At 70.4% G+C, this 16370-nt stretch carries 18 protein-coding genes; 13 read left to right on the plus strand and 5 right to left on the minus strand.

Going from position 1 to position 16370, the window contains the following annotated elements; all coding sequences use genetic code 11:
* Positions 1–97: 97 nt before the first annotated feature.
* Both ACGFWI_RS34880 and ACGFWI_RS34885 read right to left on the minus strand, forming a co-directional pair.
* Positions 98–970 carry an undecaprenyl-diphosphate phosphatase gene (locus ACGFWI_RS34880; RefSeq protein ID WP_393910070.1) on the minus strand — a complete coding sequence of 291 codons (873 nt, stop codon included), beginning with the start codon at positions 968–970 and terminating at the stop codon, positions 98–100.
* 198 nt (positions 971–1168) lie between these two features.
* Entirely contained in the window at positions 1169–1870 is a 702-nt protein-coding gene (locus tag ACGFWI_RS34885) for a TVP38/TMEM64 family protein (protein WP_393910071.1), read from the minus strand.
* Between the two features lie 49 nt (positions 1871–1919).
* Between ACGFWI_RS34885 and ACGFWI_RS34890 the strand changes: the two genes are divergently transcribed.
* The 5 genes from ACGFWI_RS34890 to ACGFWI_RS34910 all read left to right on the plus strand — a co-directional run bounded on the left by ACGFWI_RS34890 (position 1920) and on the right by ACGFWI_RS34910 (position 6095).
* A complete protein-coding gene (locus tag ACGFWI_RS34890) occupies positions 1920–2624 on the plus strand; it encodes a DNA alkylation repair protein (protein WP_393910072.1) in 705 nt (234 codons plus the stop codon).
* A 93-nt stretch (positions 2625–2717) separates the two neighbouring features.
* Positions 2718–2885: a hypothetical protein gene (locus ACGFWI_RS34895; RefSeq protein ID WP_393910073.1), complete on the plus strand. Its 168-nt coding sequence runs from the start codon at positions 2718–2720 to the stop codon at positions 2883–2885.
* A gap of 109 nt (positions 2886–2994) precedes the next feature.
* Positions 2995–4167, plus strand: coding sequence for an elongation factor Tu (tuf, locus tag ACGFWI_RS34900; protein WP_393910074.1), 1173 nt, complete (start codon positions 2995–2997; stop codon positions 4165–4167).
* A gap of 168 nt (positions 4168–4335) precedes the next feature.
* Complete coding sequence (locus ACGFWI_RS34905) at positions 4336–5178, plus strand: patatin-like phospholipase family protein (protein ID WP_393910075.1); 843 nt, start codon at positions 4336–4338, stop codon at positions 5176–5178.
* 62 nt (positions 5179–5240) lie between these two features.
* Positions 5241–6095, plus strand: a complete 855-nt coding sequence (locus ACGFWI_RS34910) for a spermidine synthase (RefSeq protein ID WP_393910076.1) — start codon at positions 5241–5243, stop codon at positions 6093–6095.
* A gap of 42 nt (positions 6096–6137) precedes the next feature.
* Here the strand turns inward: ACGFWI_RS34910 and ACGFWI_RS34915 are convergent, their stop codons facing one another.
* The gene (locus tag ACGFWI_RS34915) at positions 6138–7418 is read right to left on the minus strand and encodes an MFS transporter (protein ID WP_393910077.1); all 1281 of its coding nucleotides are present in this window, start codon (positions 7416–7418) and stop codon (positions 6138–6140) included.
* Between the two features lie 310 nt (positions 7419–7728).
* Here ACGFWI_RS34915 and ACGFWI_RS34920 point away from each other — a divergent pair, with 310 nt between their 5' ends.
* Entirely contained in the window at positions 7729–8184 is a 456-nt protein-coding gene (locus ACGFWI_RS34920) for a DUF4442 domain-containing protein (RefSeq protein ID WP_393910078.1), read from the plus strand.
* 257 nt (positions 8185–8441) lie between these two features.
* A complete protein-coding gene (locus tag ACGFWI_RS34925; RefSeq protein WP_393910079.1) occupies positions 8442–9092 on the plus strand; it encodes a DedA family protein in 651 nt (216 codons plus the stop codon).
* A 118-nt stretch (positions 9093–9210) separates the two neighbouring features.
* Here ACGFWI_RS34925 and ACGFWI_RS34930 read toward each other — a convergent pair whose 3' ends face one another.
* A complete protein-coding gene (locus ACGFWI_RS34930; protein ID WP_393910080.1) occupies positions 9211–9420 on the minus strand; it encodes a hypothetical protein in 210 nt (69 codons plus the stop codon).
* Positions 9421–9487: 67 nt separating this feature from the next.
* Positions 9488–11575 carry an ATP-binding protein gene (locus ACGFWI_RS34935; protein WP_393910081.1) on the minus strand — a complete coding sequence of 696 codons (2088 nt, stop codon included), beginning with the start codon at positions 11573–11575 and terminating at the stop codon, positions 9488–9490.
* 296 nt (positions 11576–11871) lie between these two features.
* Here ACGFWI_RS34935 and ACGFWI_RS34940 point away from each other — a divergent pair, with 296 nt between their 5' ends.
* The 6 genes from ACGFWI_RS34940 (at position 11872) to ACGFWI_RS34965 (ending at position 16364) form a co-directional block, all read left to right on the plus strand.
* The gene (locus ACGFWI_RS34940; protein WP_393910082.1) at positions 11872–12864 is read left to right on the plus strand and encodes an alpha/beta hydrolase; all 993 of its coding nucleotides are present in this window, start codon (positions 11872–11874) and stop codon (positions 12862–12864) included.
* Between the two features lie 131 nt (positions 12865–12995).
* Complete coding sequence (locus ACGFWI_RS34945; protein ID WP_393910083.1) at positions 12996–13352, plus strand: DUF4333 domain-containing protein; 357 nt, start codon at positions 12996–12998, stop codon at positions 13350–13352.
* 424 nt (positions 13353–13776) lie between these two features.
* Complete coding sequence (locus ACGFWI_RS34950; RefSeq protein WP_393910084.1) at positions 13777–15012, plus strand: ATP-binding protein; 1236 nt, start codon at positions 13777–13779, stop codon at positions 15010–15012.
* Positions 15009–15422, plus strand: a complete 414-nt coding sequence (locus tag ACGFWI_RS34955; protein WP_053209822.1) for a roadblock/LC7 domain-containing protein — start codon at positions 15009–15011, stop codon at positions 15420–15422. The genes ACGFWI_RS34950 and ACGFWI_RS34955 overlap by 4 nt, the downstream gene beginning before the upstream one ends.
* On the plus strand, positions 15419–15799 hold the full coding sequence (locus ACGFWI_RS34960) for a DUF742 domain-containing protein (RefSeq protein ID WP_393910085.1): 381 nt from the start codon (positions 15419–15421) through the stop codon (positions 15797–15799). Before ACGFWI_RS34955 ends, ACGFWI_RS34960 begins: the two co-directional genes overlap by 4 nt.
* Positions 15774–16364 (plus strand): ATP/GTP-binding protein, encoded by a 591-nt coding sequence (locus ACGFWI_RS34965; protein ID WP_393910086.1) that lies wholly within the window; start codon positions 15774–15776, stop codon positions 16362–16364. Before ACGFWI_RS34960 ends, ACGFWI_RS34965 begins: the two co-directional genes overlap by 26 nt.
* Positions 16365–16370: the final 6 nt, after the last annotated feature.

Consider the following 16370-nt stretch of genomic DNA (forward strand, 5'->3'; position numbering starts at 1 on the left):
GGTCCGAAAGCCGGTCATCCACCGACGACTTCACCTGTCCGGGCCTTGGCACACCACTCCCAACGACCCGAACACCCCAAAGTCACCGGTATTGCCCCTAGCCCGCCGTTTCCCCCGCATCCGGCGACAGCGTCCCCGCCGCGACCAGGGCGAACAGGGCTATGCCCAGGAGGATGCGGTAGATCACGAACGGCATGAAGGACTTGTGGGAGATGAACTTCATGAACCATGCGATCACGGCGTAGCCGACGACGAAGGCGATGAGCGTGGCGACGAGGGTGGGGCCCCAGGCGACATGGCCCTCGCCCGCGTCCTTGAGTTCGAAGACGCCGGAGGCCAGTACCGCCGGGATGGCGAGCAGGAAGGAGTAACGGGCGGCGGATTCGCGGGTGTAGCCCATCAGGAGGCCGCCGCTGATCGTGGCGCCGGAGCGGGAGACGCCGGGGATGAGCGCCATGGCCTGGCAGACGCCGTACAGCAGGCCGTCCTTGACGCTGAGGTCCGTGAGGGTCTTGCGCTGCTTTGCGGCCCGGTGTCGGCCGCCGGTCTCGTCGCGGGCGGCCAGCCGGTCGGCGATGCCGAGGACCGCGCCCATCACGATGAGGGTGGTGGCGATCAGCCGCAGATCGCGGAACGGGCCCTCGATGGCGTCCTTGAGCGTGATGCCCAGGACGCCGATCGGGATCGAGCCCACGATCACCAGCCAGCCCATCTGGGCGTCGTGGTCGTGCCGCAGCTCACGGTTGAAGAGGGAGCGGGCCCAGGCCGAGATGATCCGGCCGATGTCCTTGCGGAAGTAGATGATGACGGCCGCTTCGGTGCCGATCTGGGTGATGGCGGTGAACGCCGCACCGGGGTCCTGCCAGCCGGCGAACGCCGCGGTCAGACGGAGATGCGCACTGGAGGAGATCGGAAGAAACTCGGTCAGCCCTTGGACAAGTCCGAGGACGAAAGATTCAAACCAAGACATGGAAAATACGGTATCCAAGGGTGGTCAAGCGCTGACCTGCGCAAGATGGGAGAAAACGGACCGCGACGGTCGATGTGGATCATTGTCGACAGGGGGCAGCGTAACGTCCGAAGATGTCCGGGGGACCAAAGGGGCCCGGACGTACGGTGCCCGCCCCGTGGCCGTCGCGGGAGAAACCGGCGCCCGGCCGAACCGCTGTCAGCGTCCGCGCAGCGCCTTGCGTTTGCACCACGCCACCACCAGTGCGGCCAGCGCGCTGACGGCGATGAAGCCCATGGCGAGGAGGAACGCCGGCGAGGTGGGCGTCGAGGCCCGCGCGCCGGCCACGGCGTAGGCCGCGGTGTTCGGAATGCTGCCGAGCGCCGTCGCGACGAGGTAGGGGACCCAGCCCATACGGGAGACGGCGGCGCAGTAGTTCGTGGCGCAGAACGGCAGACCGGGGAAGAGCCGGATCGCCAGCATCGAGCGGAAGCCGTGCTCGCTCAACTGCCGGTCGGCGGCCGTCAGCCAGCGGGCGCGCAGCAACGGGCGCAGGGCGTCCTGCCCGAGCAGCCGGCCGAGCCCGAACGCCAGCCCGGCGCCCAGGACCGTACCGGCGAGCGCCGTGGCCAGCCCGGCCTGGCTGCCGAAGAGGGCTCCCGCCGCGAGATTGAGGACCGGGCGTGGGACGAAGGCGGTGGTGCTCACGCCGTACGCCAGCGCGAAGATCACGAGGGCGGTCGGGCCGGACAACTCGGCGGGCCGGGCGTCAGCCAGGAGGTGCTGTGGCTGCCACCAGAGCGTCATGGCCGCGCCGCAGGCCAGCAGGGTGAGCAGCAGGCCCAGCCGGAGCCAGGGGGAGAACAGCACACGCGTGCAGCGCGCGGCGAGGCCGTCGGGCGTTGCGGCGGGCGGGAACATCCCGGGAGCGTAACCGACAGGGGTGCCGGGGAGCCGTAACGTTGCCCGCATGGCCCAGAAACCGGACCCGCCGTCGAGCGAACTGGCCGACACCGTCCTGTCCCGGCTGACCGCCGCGTACCCGCCGGCCGGGGACCCCGTACGGGCCGCGGGGTCCGCCGCGTACCTCAAGGGCGTGTGCCCCTTTCTCGGTATCCCCACCACTGAGCGGCGGGCCCTCGACCGCACGGTCCTCAAGGACCTGCCCCGGCCCGACGAGACGGACTGCACGGCCGTCGCGCTGCGCTGCTGGGCCCTTCGCGAGCGGGAGTACCACCATTTCGCGGTGGACTACCTCCGCCGGCATGTGAAGCGCTGCTCGTCCGGCTTTCTGCCGGTCGCCAGGCAGCTGGTGACCACCACGTCCTGGTGGGACACGGTCGATGCGCTCGCCGCCCATGTGGTCGGGGCGCTGGTGGCCGCCGATCCGCGACTGGCCGGGGAGATGGACCGCTGGATCGAGGACGACGACCTCTGGGTGGCGCGTACCGCCCTGCTGCATCAACTGCGCTTCAAGGAGCGGACGGACGCCGGCCGGCTCTTCACCTACTGTCTGCGGCAGGCCGGGCACCGGGACTTCTTCATCCGCAAGGCGATCGGCTGGGCGCTGCGCGAATACGCGAAGACGGACCCGGAGGCGGTGCGCGATTTCGCGGCGGCACACCGGGAGCGGCTCTCCCCGCTGTCGGTGCGTGAGGCCATGAAGCATCTGTGAGGACCTGACGCGTCGGCAGGCGTCCGCGCGGCGTACCAGGACGCGGCCATAAATCGGTCGACGCCGCGGCGGGCGCCCGGCACCATATGACGCATGTTCCGGTACGCCTTCCTCCCGCTCCCGTCCGCAGTCGCGGACGAGCCGAAGGCTGCCGTCGATCTCCTCGCGGCCGTCGCCGCGGCCCACTGCGTTCCCGCAGTCACCGCCGTCGCAGCGGTCGCCGTCCCGGCCGCCGCAGCGGCCGACGGCGCACGAAGCTGACCCTCTCCGGATTGTCCGGCGGACCCCGCAGGGGGAGGGTCGGCCGGGCTCAGGGGTCCCCACGGCGCCAAGTCGCCGTCCTCACCGCATTGTTGCGAGGAAGAACACCATGCCCAAGACGGCATATGTGCGCACCAAGCCGCACCTGAACATCGGCACCATGGGCCATGTCGACCACGGCAAGACCACGCTGACCGCGGCCATCACCAAGGTCCTCAGCGACCGGGGGAGCGGGACCTTCGTGCCCTTCGATCGGATCGACCGGGCCCCGGAGGAGGCCGCCCGCGGCATCACCATCAACATCTCGCATGTCGAGTACGAGACGGGCACCCGGCACTACGCGCATGTCGACATGCCCGGCCACGCCGACTTCATCAAGAACATGGTGACCGGCGCGGCGCAGCTCGACGGCGCGATCCTCGTCGTCTCGGCGCTCGACGGGATCATGCCGCAGACCGCCGAGCATGTGCTGCTCGCCAGGCAAGTGGGCGTCCGGCATATCGTCGTGGCCCTCAACAAGGCCGACGCCGGCGACCCGGAGCTCACCGACCTGGTGGAGCTGGAGGTGCGCGAACTGCTGAGCACGCACGGCTACGACGGGGAGCACGTACCCGTCGTAAGGGTCTCGGGGCTGCGCGCCCTGGAGGGTGACCCGCGCTGGACGGGGGCGATCGACGCGTTGCTGGACGCCGTCGACACCTATGTCCCGATGCCCGAGCGGTATGTCGACGCGCCCTTTCTGCTCCCGGTGGAGAACGTGTTGACCATCACCGGCCGCGGCACGGTCGTCACCGGGGCCGTCGAGCGGGGCACGGTGCGGGTCGGCGACCGGGTCTCGGTGCTCGGCGCGGAGACCGAGACGACGGTCACCGGGCTGGAGACGTTCGGCAAGCCCATGGAGTCCGCCGAGGCCGGGGACAACGTCGCGCTGCTGCTGCGCGGTCTGCACCGCGACCAGGTGCGCCGCGGGCATGTGGTCGCCGCGCCGGGCAGTGTCACACCGCGGCGCCGCTTCACCGCCGAGGTGTATGTGCTCTCCACCGAGGAAGGCGGCCGCCGTACGCCGATGTCCACCGGTTACCGACCGCAGTTCTACATCCGCACCGCGGACGTGGTCGGCGACCTCGACCTCGGTGAGCGGGGCGTGGCCCGGCCCGGAGAGACGGTGACGGTGTCGGTCGAACTGGGCCGGGACGTGCCGCTGGAGCGGGGACTGGGCTTCGCCATCCGCGAGGGCGGCCGCACCGTCGGCGCGGGCACGGTGCGCACCGTCGAGGCGTAGGACACCGCAGGTCATCAGGCTGCGCCCGGCACCTCTCCCGGTGCCGGGCGCAGCCGCCTGCTGTCGTGGGGGACGCGCGGGTGCGAGACTGCTCGCCCGGATGAACGGGCACGAGGGCGATCGCGCCACGCGGTGCGGGCGGTCGGCCGGACAAGGGCGGGAGACCTGATGACGGGCACGGCACTGGTCCTGGGCGGCGGAGGGCTCACCGGCATCGGCTGGGAGATCGGTGTGCTCGCCGGTCTCGCCGAGGCGGGCCTCGACCTCGCCGACGCCGATGTCGTCATCGGCACCTCGGCCGGATCGATCGTTGGCGCCCACCTCACCTCCCGGCACCTCACCCTGGAGGAGATGTACGAGCGCCAGCTCGCCGTGCCCGAGACCCGCTCGGCCGCACGTATGGGCCCGGCCGCGCTGGCCCGGTTCGCGGCCATCGCGCTGCGCTCCCGGGACACGGAGTCCTTCGGCGTAAGGATGGGAAAGCTGGCGGTTGCGGCCCGTACCGTCACCGAGGCCGAACAGCGCACGGCGATCGCCCGGACCCTGAAGCTGACCGACTGGCCGGCCCGCCGGCTGGTGATCACGGCGGTGGATGCCGCGACGGGGGAGCGGACCGCCTTCGACGACACGAGCGGGGTCCGGCTGCTCGACGCGGTGGGCGCGAGCTGCGCGGTCCCCGGAATCTATCCGCCGGTCACCATCGACGGCACCCGGTGGATCGACGGCGGGGTGCACTCCAGCGCCAATGCCGATCTGGCCGCCGGATACGGCCGGGTGGTGATCGTCGCGCCGATGGCGGCCAGTGGTGGGCCGATCGCCGGACCGCGGGCGCAGGGGGAGCAACTGGCACGCGGGGGTGCCCGGGTGTGGGTGCTCACCCCCGACCGCGCGGCCAGGTCGGCGTTCGGCCGCAATGTCCTGGATCCCGCCAAGCGCGCGGACGCGGCCCGCGCGGGGCGCCGGCAGGCGGCGGCCGAGGCGGCTCGGATCCGTCAGGTCTGGTCGGACTGACCGGCCCGGCGGGACAGGCGGCCGGGGCCGGGACACCGTGGCCGCACCGGCACAATGGGACGGTGGACGAAGCACCCGAGCCGATACCCGTCACCCGGGCCGTGGACTGCGGCACCGCCAAGCTGCTGCCGGACGTGGACCGGCCGCGCGCCTGGCTGCTCACGGTGGACGACGCACCGCAGTCGTACGTGGACCTCGACGCGCCCGCACATCTGGAATTCGAGTATGTGCGCCGGCTGGCACACGTCCTGGACGAGGTGGCCGACCCGGGACGCCCGCTCGATGTGCTGCATCTGGGCGGCGGGGCGCTGACCCTGCCGCGCTATCTCGCCGCCGTCCGTCCGCACTCCCGGCAGGACGTCATCGAGGCCGACCGCGGGCTGCTCGCCCTGGTGACGAAACATCTGCCGCTGCCCGGCGACTGCGGGATCACGGTGCATGCCCAGGACGCCCGTACGGCACTGGAGGCGGCGCCGCAGGGCAGCGCCGATGTCATCGTGGCGGACGTCTTCGGCGGCTCGCGGGTGCCGGCGCACCTCACCTCGGTCGAGTACGCGCGGGCCGCCGCCCGGGTGCTGCGACCGGACGGCTGCTACGCCGCGAACCTCGCGGACGGTGCGCCGTTCGGCTTTCTGCGCGGTCAACTCGCCAATTTCGCCACGGTCTTCGAGCATCTCGCACTGATCGCCGAGCCCTCGGTGCTGCGCGGCCGCCGGTTCGGCAACGCCGTGCTGCTCGCCTCGCGCGCACCGCTCCCGATCGCCGCGCTGGCCCGGCGGACGGCCGGTGACGCGTTTCCGGCCCGGGTCGAGCACGGTGCGGCGCTGCGGCGGCTGATCGCGGACGCGGTCCCCGTACAGGATGCCGAGGCGGTGGCGTCCCCGGTGCCACCCGACGGCGCGTTCAGCGTCGGCTGAGCGCGGCCCGCTGCGGCCGCGCACCGGGGCCGCTGTGACCGCTCACTCCGCCTCCGCCGCATGCGGTTCCGTCGCCTCGGCCGCACGGGGGACCGCCCGGCCGGCGGCCGGCTCCGGCCTCGTGCGCCGGGTCAATCGCCGCACCTCGGGCACGCACAGCACCGCCGCCGTCAGCAGCGCGATCAGTGCGGAGCAGCCGAACAGCGCCGCCGTCCGGCCGATGAGGTCCTGTACGGGGCCGGCCAGCGCGGTGGCGAGCGGGACCATGGCCAGGGACCCCAGCCAGTCGTAGGACGAGACCCGGGAGAACTTCTCCTCGGGGATCTCCTGGTGCAGCGCCATCATCCACGTCACCGCGAAGACCTCGACCGCGATCCCGGTGCCGAACATCACCGCGGTGAGTCCGGCCGCGGGGAGGGGGACGGCGAGCGCGGCGGACGGGAGGGCGAGCGGGAAGACGCACAGCGCACCGGTGAGCAGGAGGCGGTGCGGTCTGACCCTGGTCATCATGAGGGCGCCGCCCGCCGTGCCCGCGCCGAAGGCCGCCAGCGCCAGCCCCCAGGGGCCGGGGCCGCCCAGATGCTGCTCCGCGACCAGCGGTCCGTAGACCGCCTCGGCGGCCGACACCACCGCATTGACGATGGAGAACTGCACCACCACCGCCCACAGCCACGGCCGGGAGACGACCTCGCGCCAGCCGTCCCGCAGATCGTGCAGCAGCCCGCCGCCGGGCGCCCGTGCGGCGACCCCGCTGACGTCGAGGAATGCGCGCAGCACGGCCGCGAGGGCGAAGGAGACGGAGTCGATGGCCAGCACCCAGCCGGGACCGACCACGGCGACCAGTGCGCCGCCGAGCGCGGCGCCGCCGATGTTGGCGCCGTTCATGCCCATACGGAACACGGCGAAGGCGCGCCCCGCCTGGTCGCCGGAGACGCTGGCGAGCACCATGCCCTCGGAGGCCGGCGCGAAGAACGCCTGCCCGGTGCCGCCGAGGGCCGCCAGCACGGCCATCTGCCACAACCGCGGCTCGCCGGCCAGCACGAGCAGCGCGAACAGGCCCTGGGAGACGCAGCTGAGGGCGTTCGCGGCGACCATCACACGATGCCGGGGCAACCGGTCGGCGACCGCACCGCCGATCAGCAGGAAGAGGACGAGCGGGACCGTCCGTGCGGCGGCCACCAGACCGACGTCGGTGGCGGAGCCGCCGGAGGCGAGCACCGCGAAGGCGGTGGCGATCAGTGCGCCGGAGCTCCCGAGGTTCGCGATCACCGTGGCGCCGGTGAGCAGCAGATAGTTGCGCCCCGCCCACGCGGGGCGGGCCATCACCAAGAGAGCACCTGCGCGGAGGGGACCGTGTGGGACCACTTCCGGCTCGGGGTGCCTGCCGCTCGGCACCCGCGGTGTGCCGGAGCCCTCACCCGTCCGTCATCGCTGTGCTGTTGTCCTGGCCACATGGGCGTCAACGATAGGCAGGGCGGTGGGCCGGCCGCACAGGGCCATCCCCTTCCGGACACCACAGGCCCGGCGCCCGTCAAGTCCCGGCGCCCGTCAAGTCCCGGTGACCGTCACGGCCCGGCGGCCGGAAGGCATCCGCCCCTTCCCACCTAAGCTACCGCTAGGTAACATGACGCTCATGTCCTCCGAGACCCTGCCGTCTGTCGGCGAAATGATGGCGGCATCCGTGCCGATGGCCCGCACCCTGAACCTCGAGTTCGCCGAGACCACCGCCGAGCGCGCCGTGGTCCGCATGCCCGACCAGCCCGACTTCCACAACCACGTCGGCGGACCGCACGCCGGCGCGATGTTCACCCTCGCCGAGTCGGCGAGCGGCGCCATCGTGATGGCGGCCTTCGGTGACCAGCTCGGCCGGGCGGTGCCGCTGGCCGTGCGTGCCGAGATCGGCTACAAGAAGCTCGCCATGGGACCGGTCACCGCCACCGCGGAGCTGGGCCGGACGGTGGCCGAGGTGGTCGCCGAGCTCGACGCCGGCGAGCGCCCGGAGTTCCCCGTGAACATCGCCATCACCCGCGAGGACGGCGCGGTCACCGGCGAGATGAGCATCGTGTGGACCCTGCGCCCCAACAAGTGAGCTGCTTCACAGCGGGGTTCTCCCCGGCCCGTCGTGCCCCGCACGGCGGGCCGTCGTCGTCTTTCCGCGGACGCGCGGCTCCGGATCGGGCTGCGGAGGCAGGTGTTGCGCACCGCACATGGATTCGGCTCCCTGACGGCGCGATCGAGTACGCTTCCCGGGCGTGCTGTGGCGCGCCAGGGGATCGACCGGTACCGGAGTCATGAGGGTGTCGGGTCACGGCCCACGGGGGCCCTACACCAGCGGAGGAAGCGGCGTTGCACATCCAGGAGTGGCTGGAGACGGTACCGGCCGTGAGTGTCTACCTCCTGGTGGGGGTGGTCATCGGACTGGAGAGCGTCGGCATTCCGCTGCCCGGCGAGATCGTCCTCGTCAGTGCGGCGATTCTGGCGGCGACCCAGGACCACATCAATCCGTTCGTGCTGGGAGCCTGTGCGTCCGCCGGCGCGATCATCGGTGACTCCATCGGGTATCTGATCGGACGCAAGGGAGGCCAGCCCCTGTTGCAGTGGGCGGGCCGGAAGTTCCCCAAGCACTTCGGCCCCGACCATGTCGCCATGGCCGAGGCGAAGTTCGACAAGTGGGGTATGTGGGCGGTCTTCTTCGGCCGTTTCGTCGCGCTGCTGCGCATCTTCGCCGGCCCGCTCGCCGGCGTACTGAAGATGCCGTACTGGAAGTTCCTGATCGCCAACGTCCTCGGCGGCATCATCTGGGCCGGCGGTACGACCGCGCTGATCTACAGCGTGGGCATCGTCGCCGAGTCGTGGCTCAAGCGCTTCTCCTGGCTCGGACTGGTCGCCGCCCTGCTGTTCGGTGTCGGCTCCTTCTTCCTCATGAAGCACCGCGCGAAGAAGGCGGCCGCCGCGCGCGAGGTGGCGGAGACCCCGGTCGCCACGCCGGTCGACTGACCTTCCCCGGGACCGCCGCGCCACCTCCGCGCGGCTCGTACGGATCTTCAACGGCAGTCAGGCGTTCACCTGACGCAACTCACCTGAGGGTGCGGGCCGGTTGACGAGCGGTGTCACGTCAGGGCATCAGCCAGACGTCGGGGCCGCCGTCGCGCCATTCGAAGACGCCGGTGTCGTCCCAGACGAACTTCATGGTGCAGAAACCGGCCCGGCGCAGTATCGCGGCCACATCGCCGGGGCGCAGCGCCCGTCCCAGATCCTGTCCGTTGAGTGTCACACGGCGACCGCCTGAGAACGGCGGGTGCACGATCACGGGGGCACGCTTCATGCTTCCCAGCATGCGACCAGCCCGGCGCTCCCGCATCCCGAACGTGGCCAGTACGTCACACAACGTGTCATCCGGCGTCTTGCGGAGACCGGCCCGGCCCTGCGGACCCCGCCCGCTGCCGCGAGAAGAACGGCCGCGCCCGTACGCCGGACCCGCCGCGCTGCCACCACGGGGTCTCCTCGTCGGCGTCCGGCAGCGCCGCCCCGCCGCGCACCGCCCGCCGCAGCGCCGTCAGCATGCTGCGGACCCCCGCGATGAACAGCGGATCGCCGATGAGCTCTTTGGCCACCAGTGCCTTGTGGCAGGCGTGCAGCGCCGCCGCCGGTTTCCCGTGGGCGCTTTCGGTGAGGGCCTGGGCGTAGAGGACCGTCGAGTACAGCCAGTAATCGCCGTCGGAGTGCCGGACCTCCCAGGCGCGGCGGGCCGCCGCCCGCGCCCCTTCCGCATCCAGCGGCGACAGCGCGATGGCGAGCAGCGCCCAGCTGTGGGCGGGCCCCGGCCCGAACCACGGATCCCTGGGGTGGTGCCGGGCCGCTTCCTCCAGGCACGTCACGGCCGCCGCGGTGTTCCCGCGGTACAGCTCCAGCACGGCGTGCGCATGGGCGATACGGGCCAGTCCGTCGGAGTCCGCATGCATCACCGCCGCCGTCCATGCCTCGTCGAGCAGCGCCTCCGCGGTGGCGAGCGAGTGTTCCTGCGCGGCGAGATAGCCGGCCAGCCACAATGCCCGGGCCCGCAGCGCGGTGTCGTCCCGGGAGAGCAGCAGCAACCGGTCCAGATGGGCCCGCCCCTCGCGGCGGAAGCCGCAGGCGGCCCAGTGGAACCACAGTGACACCGCGATCTCCAGCGCGCCGAGCGCATCCTCCGCGTCCTGCGGTGGCCGGGTCAGCGCCGCGTCGAGATTGGCCTGCTCGTCCTCCACCAGTCGCACGGCGACCTGCTGGTTGGGGCCCTGCCAGGCGATCTGCGCCTCGGCCGCCAGCGCCGCACAGGCCTGCCGGAACCGCCGTAGCGCCGCGGACTCCTCGCCCGCCTCGCGCAGCTGCGTCCGCCCGAAGTCGCGGGCGGCGCGCGGGAGTCGGTAGCGCGGCGGCAGCGCGGCCCCGGTGTCCTCGTGTGCGCCGCCCGCGTCCCGTACGCGTTCGACGACCGAGGCCGTACGGAGCCGTTCCAGTGCCCCGTCGACCGCCGCTGCAGAGACGTCACTGCTGGTACAGACGCATCCCGCGAGCCAGGGATCGAAATCGCCGGGAAGCACCGAGAGCCTCGCCCATACCCGGCGGTCCGTGGGTGAGCAGAGGGCGTAGCCCGCGGCCTGCGCGGCGTGCAGCGAGGTGTGCCGCACGGTCGCCGCCGGCCCCGAGTAGAACAGCGGCCCGTCCGTGCCCACCTGCGCGGCGAGCTGCGGCAAGGACATCCGGTCCAGCTGGTGCGCGGCCAGTGCGATCGCCAGCGGTGAGCCCTCCAGCGCCTGGCACACCGCGACCAGGAGCTCGGGCGCCGCGGCTCCGGTCCGCGCGGCCAGCAGCTCGACGGCCGGTCCGGCGATCCCCTCGCCCAGCGTCACCGGAAGCGGCGCGAGCTCGACTACCCGCTCCTCGGCCAGCCCCAGCGGACCACGTGCGGTCGCCACGATGCGCAGCGACGGGTCGGCGCGCAGCAGTCGTCGCACGAGCTGTGCGCACTCGGCGACCACCGGGTCGCAGTCGTCCAGCAGTACGGTCACGCGATGCCGCCGGCAGTGCGCGGCCAGCGCCGCGAGGGCCGTACCGCCGGCGGGAGTGCACGCCGTGGTGGCATCCGTCCGGCCCGCCCGGCCGTGCAGCGGTGCGCTGACGCAGGGGTCGGCCGTATGCCGGGCGAGGGGCCGGGCGGTGTCCCGGCACGCGGTGTCCGACTGCCCCGCCGTCCGGAGCAGTGCCTCGGTCAGACCGCCCTCGGCCAGACCGTCCCAGCAGCCGACCCGGATGACCGTGCCGCCGTGCCGAGCGGTGTGCTCCGTCAGGACGGCGCGGGCCAGCACGCTCTTGCCCACCCCGGCGGCCCCGGTGAGCGTCACCAACTGAGCACCGCTCAGCAGCCCGGACACCTGCTCATGCTCAACGGCCCGCCCCACTACGCCGGGCGGTGGCCGGTGATCGGCCCACGCGGTCATCGGTCATCCCCAACCACGGCACAGTGCCGCGCCCTTCCGAACTGGGAACCCACCATGCCAGAACCGACCGTCCGGTAAACAACGAGTGGGCTCATCGAACGAGGGAAACCCCGCCCCTGAATTTGACGTGACGCGATGTCTTCTGGGGGGCCTGGGAGGGGGGACGGCCAGGTCACCGCGGTCGGGGGCGGCGTTCAGGACACTTCGGCCGATCTTAAAGTGGTGTCTTTCGACCGGCGTCGCAGTGGCAGCGTGGCTGCCCCCGGCCGGCCCAAGGATCCGAGGAGAACGTCCCGATGAAGTGCCTGCGCGTCCATGCTGCGGTAAGTGTGGTGGCTCTGGGGCTGCTGGCCGGTTGCGGCGGCGGCAGGGACATCGTCGACGCATCGAGTGTGCCGCGGCTGCGGGCCCATGTCGCGGATGCCCGGAACGGACAGCCCCGGGTGGCGGAGCCCCGAGGCCCGCGCTCCCTCTTCACCCCGTTCCGCACGGCCGGGAGCGGCACCGAGGTCGTGACGACGAAGTGGCACGGGCGCAAGTCCGGTTTCACCGGGGACATTTGGGCCTGGGTGCCGCCGGAGTACCACCAGTCGGAGTACGCCACGAGCGGCTTTCCGGTGCTGATCGCGCTGCCCGGCGCCTACGGCTATCCGTTCAACTACTGGGCCGGGGACGCCTTTGCGCTGGAGGAGCGGATCGCGGAGTGGTCACGGCAGGGCAAGACGCTGCCCTTCATCGTCGTGATGCCGGTGCTCAATCCCGGCAGGAAGTACTACGACGGCAGCGACATCCCGGGGCAGCCGAAGATGGGAACCTGGCTGACCGAGGACGTACCGGACTTCGCGCGGGCCAACTTCCGTACGTACGACAGCCGCGAAGGCTGGGCCTTCATGGGGTCCTCGTCCGGTGGGTTCGCCGCGCTGAAGGCCGTGCTCAAGGAGCCGCAGAAGTTCAAGGCGGCCATCGTCAACGGGCCCGACACCGCACCGGATTCGCCGTTGTGGCAGGGGCACTCGGCCGAGATGCGCGCCAACGACCCACGCCACCTGGCGCGGCAGCTGGCCGCGCGGAAGAGCCTGCCGGTCTATCTGGCCTTCGAGCTCGGCAGCAAGGAGGTGGCGGTGCCCGACGTGAAGCGCTTCATCAAGGACTACACCGGCGGGCCGGTCCACTCCACGCTCTTCGAAATACCGGACGGTGTGCACAGCGGTCACACCTATATCCGACGGATGGCCGACTCGCTGCACTGGATCAGCGAGCGGATGCAGGGCCCCGTGCCGTCCGTTTGACGCACCGTCGCCCAGGTGGTCGCACGGGCGGGGTCCCCCTGTTGCCGACGACGGGCCGACCGTAAGAATTGTCCGTGACCCGGCCGGTGGGCGTGGCCGGCGTATGACGTCTGCCCGCTGGAAGGAGAGCCGTGCGGAATCTGCGAGTGGCCGGCCTGGCGCTGGCCGGTACGGCTCTGTTGGTGGGGAGCCTCACGGCGGGCAGCCAGTGGCTGGGGGAGCGGGACGCGACCAGTGAGGTGAACGGGACCACCGATACGGTCCCGCGCGACGAGGTCGCCCGCTCGATCTCGGGTCATCTGTCGCTTCCTGTGATCCCGCGGGGCCCGCGCTCGGTCGACTGCGCCGGGGACCTGCGCGCGGTCGAGGGGGCGCGGACCCACTGCACCGCGCATTACCTGCGGGGGACCGACCGCGGCATGACCGTACGTGTCGTCCGGGTCCGCGGCGGCGAGATCACTTACGTCCACGACGCCCCGCATCGCTGACGATCCCCCGCTCACGGCGTGGGCCACGTCACATCAGCTCGTGCCAACAGCTCGTCAGGATGGGTCCGACGCGCTTGCTCCGAGACCCGGCAACGCGCCCAATGGCCTCAAAGCAGGCCTTTGTTGAATCTCCATCAGATCTGTGAAGTGTTCAGATCGCCGTTGGACGACGGGTGTTGCTGTGGTGCTAAGATCATCGCACTTGCCAACGGGGTAGTCACCTGATAAGGCAGGAAAGAAATTCCGCGCATTGGCCTATGAAAACCGCCACCCCGGGGAGAACTATGCCATTAGCCGGCCCTTTGATGGCTTTCTGGCAGGCGACTGTGCGTGGCCGTTCACGTATGTCTGGGGGCGCGATGGATTCTGCACGTCGTGGCCGGACATATGACACCTGGTGGCTCCGTCGTCCGAAGAGAGTCCTATGACGCAATACTTCCAGGATCCAGCGTTCTGGGGTTTGATCGCTGGTACCCCTGTCGCCGCAACCGCGATTATTCGCGGCAGGAAGAAAATTACGGAACTTCGACAAGACAAGGCTGAGCTCAAGCAGCACTACGCCACTCTTGAAGACCACTACACGGAGGCCGTGGAAGAGGCCAAGGACCGTGCGGAGGAGGCCACCAAGACCACACTGAAGGCCGCGATGCGGACTCTGCAGGGTCTTGCGAGCGAGCAGCAGCTGGCGATTTCCAAGCTGCAGGAGACGTATGGCGAGCACAAGATCCTGCAGGATCTTCTCGACATCGACCACATGAACTCGCAGTTTGCGCGGCGTGCTCAGTCCATCGCCGTGCTCTGTGACGGCTGGCTCGGCCGGCGACGGCACAACGCCTCGCTCTACGATGTGGTGCGCAGCGCGAAGGGCCGCATTCGCCATTTCACGCGCGTCGAGATCCGGTCGCAGAGTAATTTCGCCATCGTGAGCCGCGCAGTTGAACCGGTTGCGCTGGTGCTCGCCGAGCTGCTGGACAACGCCACCAGCTATTCGGCGCCGGAAACGATGATCGAGATCAATATTCGTCCGGTGCCCAAGGGCGTGTGCATCGTCGTCGACGACGCCGGTGTCGGGATGAACGAGGAGGAGAAGGCGCGCGCCGCCCTGCTGCTGTCGAGCGAGAATGCGGCCAGTGTCTCCAGTCTCGGTAACCCGCCGCAGTTCGGATTCACCGTCATCGGTGTGCTCGCCGCCCGCTACGGTTTCAGCGTTTCGGTGGATTCCACCTCTCCTTACGGCGGCGTACGCGCGGTCGTCCTGCTCCCCGACGATCTACTGACGTCTTTGCACGAGCCCGAGGAGAGTGCTGCCGTGGCCGCGTCCGCCCCGTTGCCGCCGGAGAACCCTCCTGGTCACGCGGCCCCCGGCAGCCCGCCTCCGGCCTCCGCTCCCAGGTACCAGGCCGCCGGCCCGCCGCCTCCCGGCGCTCCGCCCGCGGGGCAGCCGGCTTCCGCTCACGCGGCTCCCGAGACGACGTCCGGCGGTCTGCCGAAGCGCCGCCGCCGCGGTGCGATTTCCATCGTGCCGACCGATTCCGAGAACACACAAACACCGGCCCGAGACAGCGCAAAGGCCGCGTCCGTCATGGGCGCATTCCAGCGCGGCACGCAATCCGGCCGTCGTTCCACCAATGCAAGCGATGAAGGGCATGAGGTTCAGTGAACTACGATCTGTCGTGGATGCTTGACAGTGCTCTGGAATTGCCTGAAGCGCAGCATGCCATTCTCGTCTCCGCCGACGGTCTGCTCATGGCCCGCTCGAAGGAAGTCGGCCGGGACCACGCCGACACCGTCGCCGCCGCGATGAGCGGAATGCAGTCGCTGAGCCGTACGGTCGCCGATTTCTGCCATGGCGGTGCGCCCGCGAGCCGCCCGCAATGGCGGCAGACGCTGGTCGAGTTCGACCATGGCTGGGTCTTTCTCATCTCGGCCGGCGAGGGCGCGTATCTCGCGGTCTCGGCGTCGCCCGATGTCGACATGGCGGAGATCACCTTCCGTATGCAGCAGCTTGTCGGCCAGCTCGGTAAGGCACTGACCAGTCCGCCGCGTGAGAGGGCTGACATCCAGCCATGACAACCGATGACGAGCCGGAGCTGGAACACGAAGCAGCGGAATTAGTGCGGCCGTACGTCATCACCAACGGCCGAGATCTTCTTGACGGCAGCGATTTCTCGCTGATCACTCTGGTCACCGTGCATGCGGAACCGCCCAGGACGAAGCCCCTCGATCCGGAGAAGCTCCGTCTGCTGGAACTGTGTTCGGGAGGCTTCCTGTCGATCGCCGAGATAGCCGGGCACACCCGGCTGCCGGTGGGTGTCGTCAAGATTCTGGTGTCCGATCTCGCGCGGGAGGGTTATCTGTTCTCGCGCGCGCCCATACCGAGCGCTCAGCTTGTCGACCGGCAAATCCTTGAGGAGGTGCTGAATGGACTCCAGGCTCGCTTTGGATGACGGCGTGTACTTGCGCAATTCAGTGCAGACCGCGGCGAAAATCCTCGTGGTCGGACATTTCGCCGTGGGGAAGACCACATTCATCGGGACCATGTCCGAGATTCCTCCGCTGCGGACCGAAGAAGTAATGACCCAGGCGGGCGCCGGAATTGACGATCCGAAAGGCGCGCCCGACAAGACCACGACCACGGTCGCCATGGACTTCGGGCGGCTCACGCTCAGCGAGAAGCTGGTCCTGTATCTGTTCGGAACGCCCGGACAGCAGCGGTTCGTTCAGGTGTGGGAGGACATGACGCGGGGGGCGCTCGGTGCGCTGGTCCTGGTCGACCCACAGCGTCTCGACGAGTCCTTCCCTGTCATGGACCTGGTGGAACACTACGGAATCCCGTACGCCATCGCCGTGAATCGGTTCGACGGGACTCCCTCTCATTCGCTCGATGAGATACGGGAGGCGCTGGACCTGCTTCCTGATACACCCGTCGTCAACTGTGACGCACGGGACCAGCGTTCCTCGGCGGATTCCCTGATCGCCCTCGTCCGATATCTACAGTCCCGCGTCAACTAGGAGCTC

It is taken from the genome of Streptomyces sp. NPDC048434 (genome assembly GCF_043200375.1).
In the GTDB taxonomy this organism is placed as follows: Bacteria; Actinomycetota; Actinomycetes; order Streptomycetales; family Streptomycetaceae; genus Streptomyces.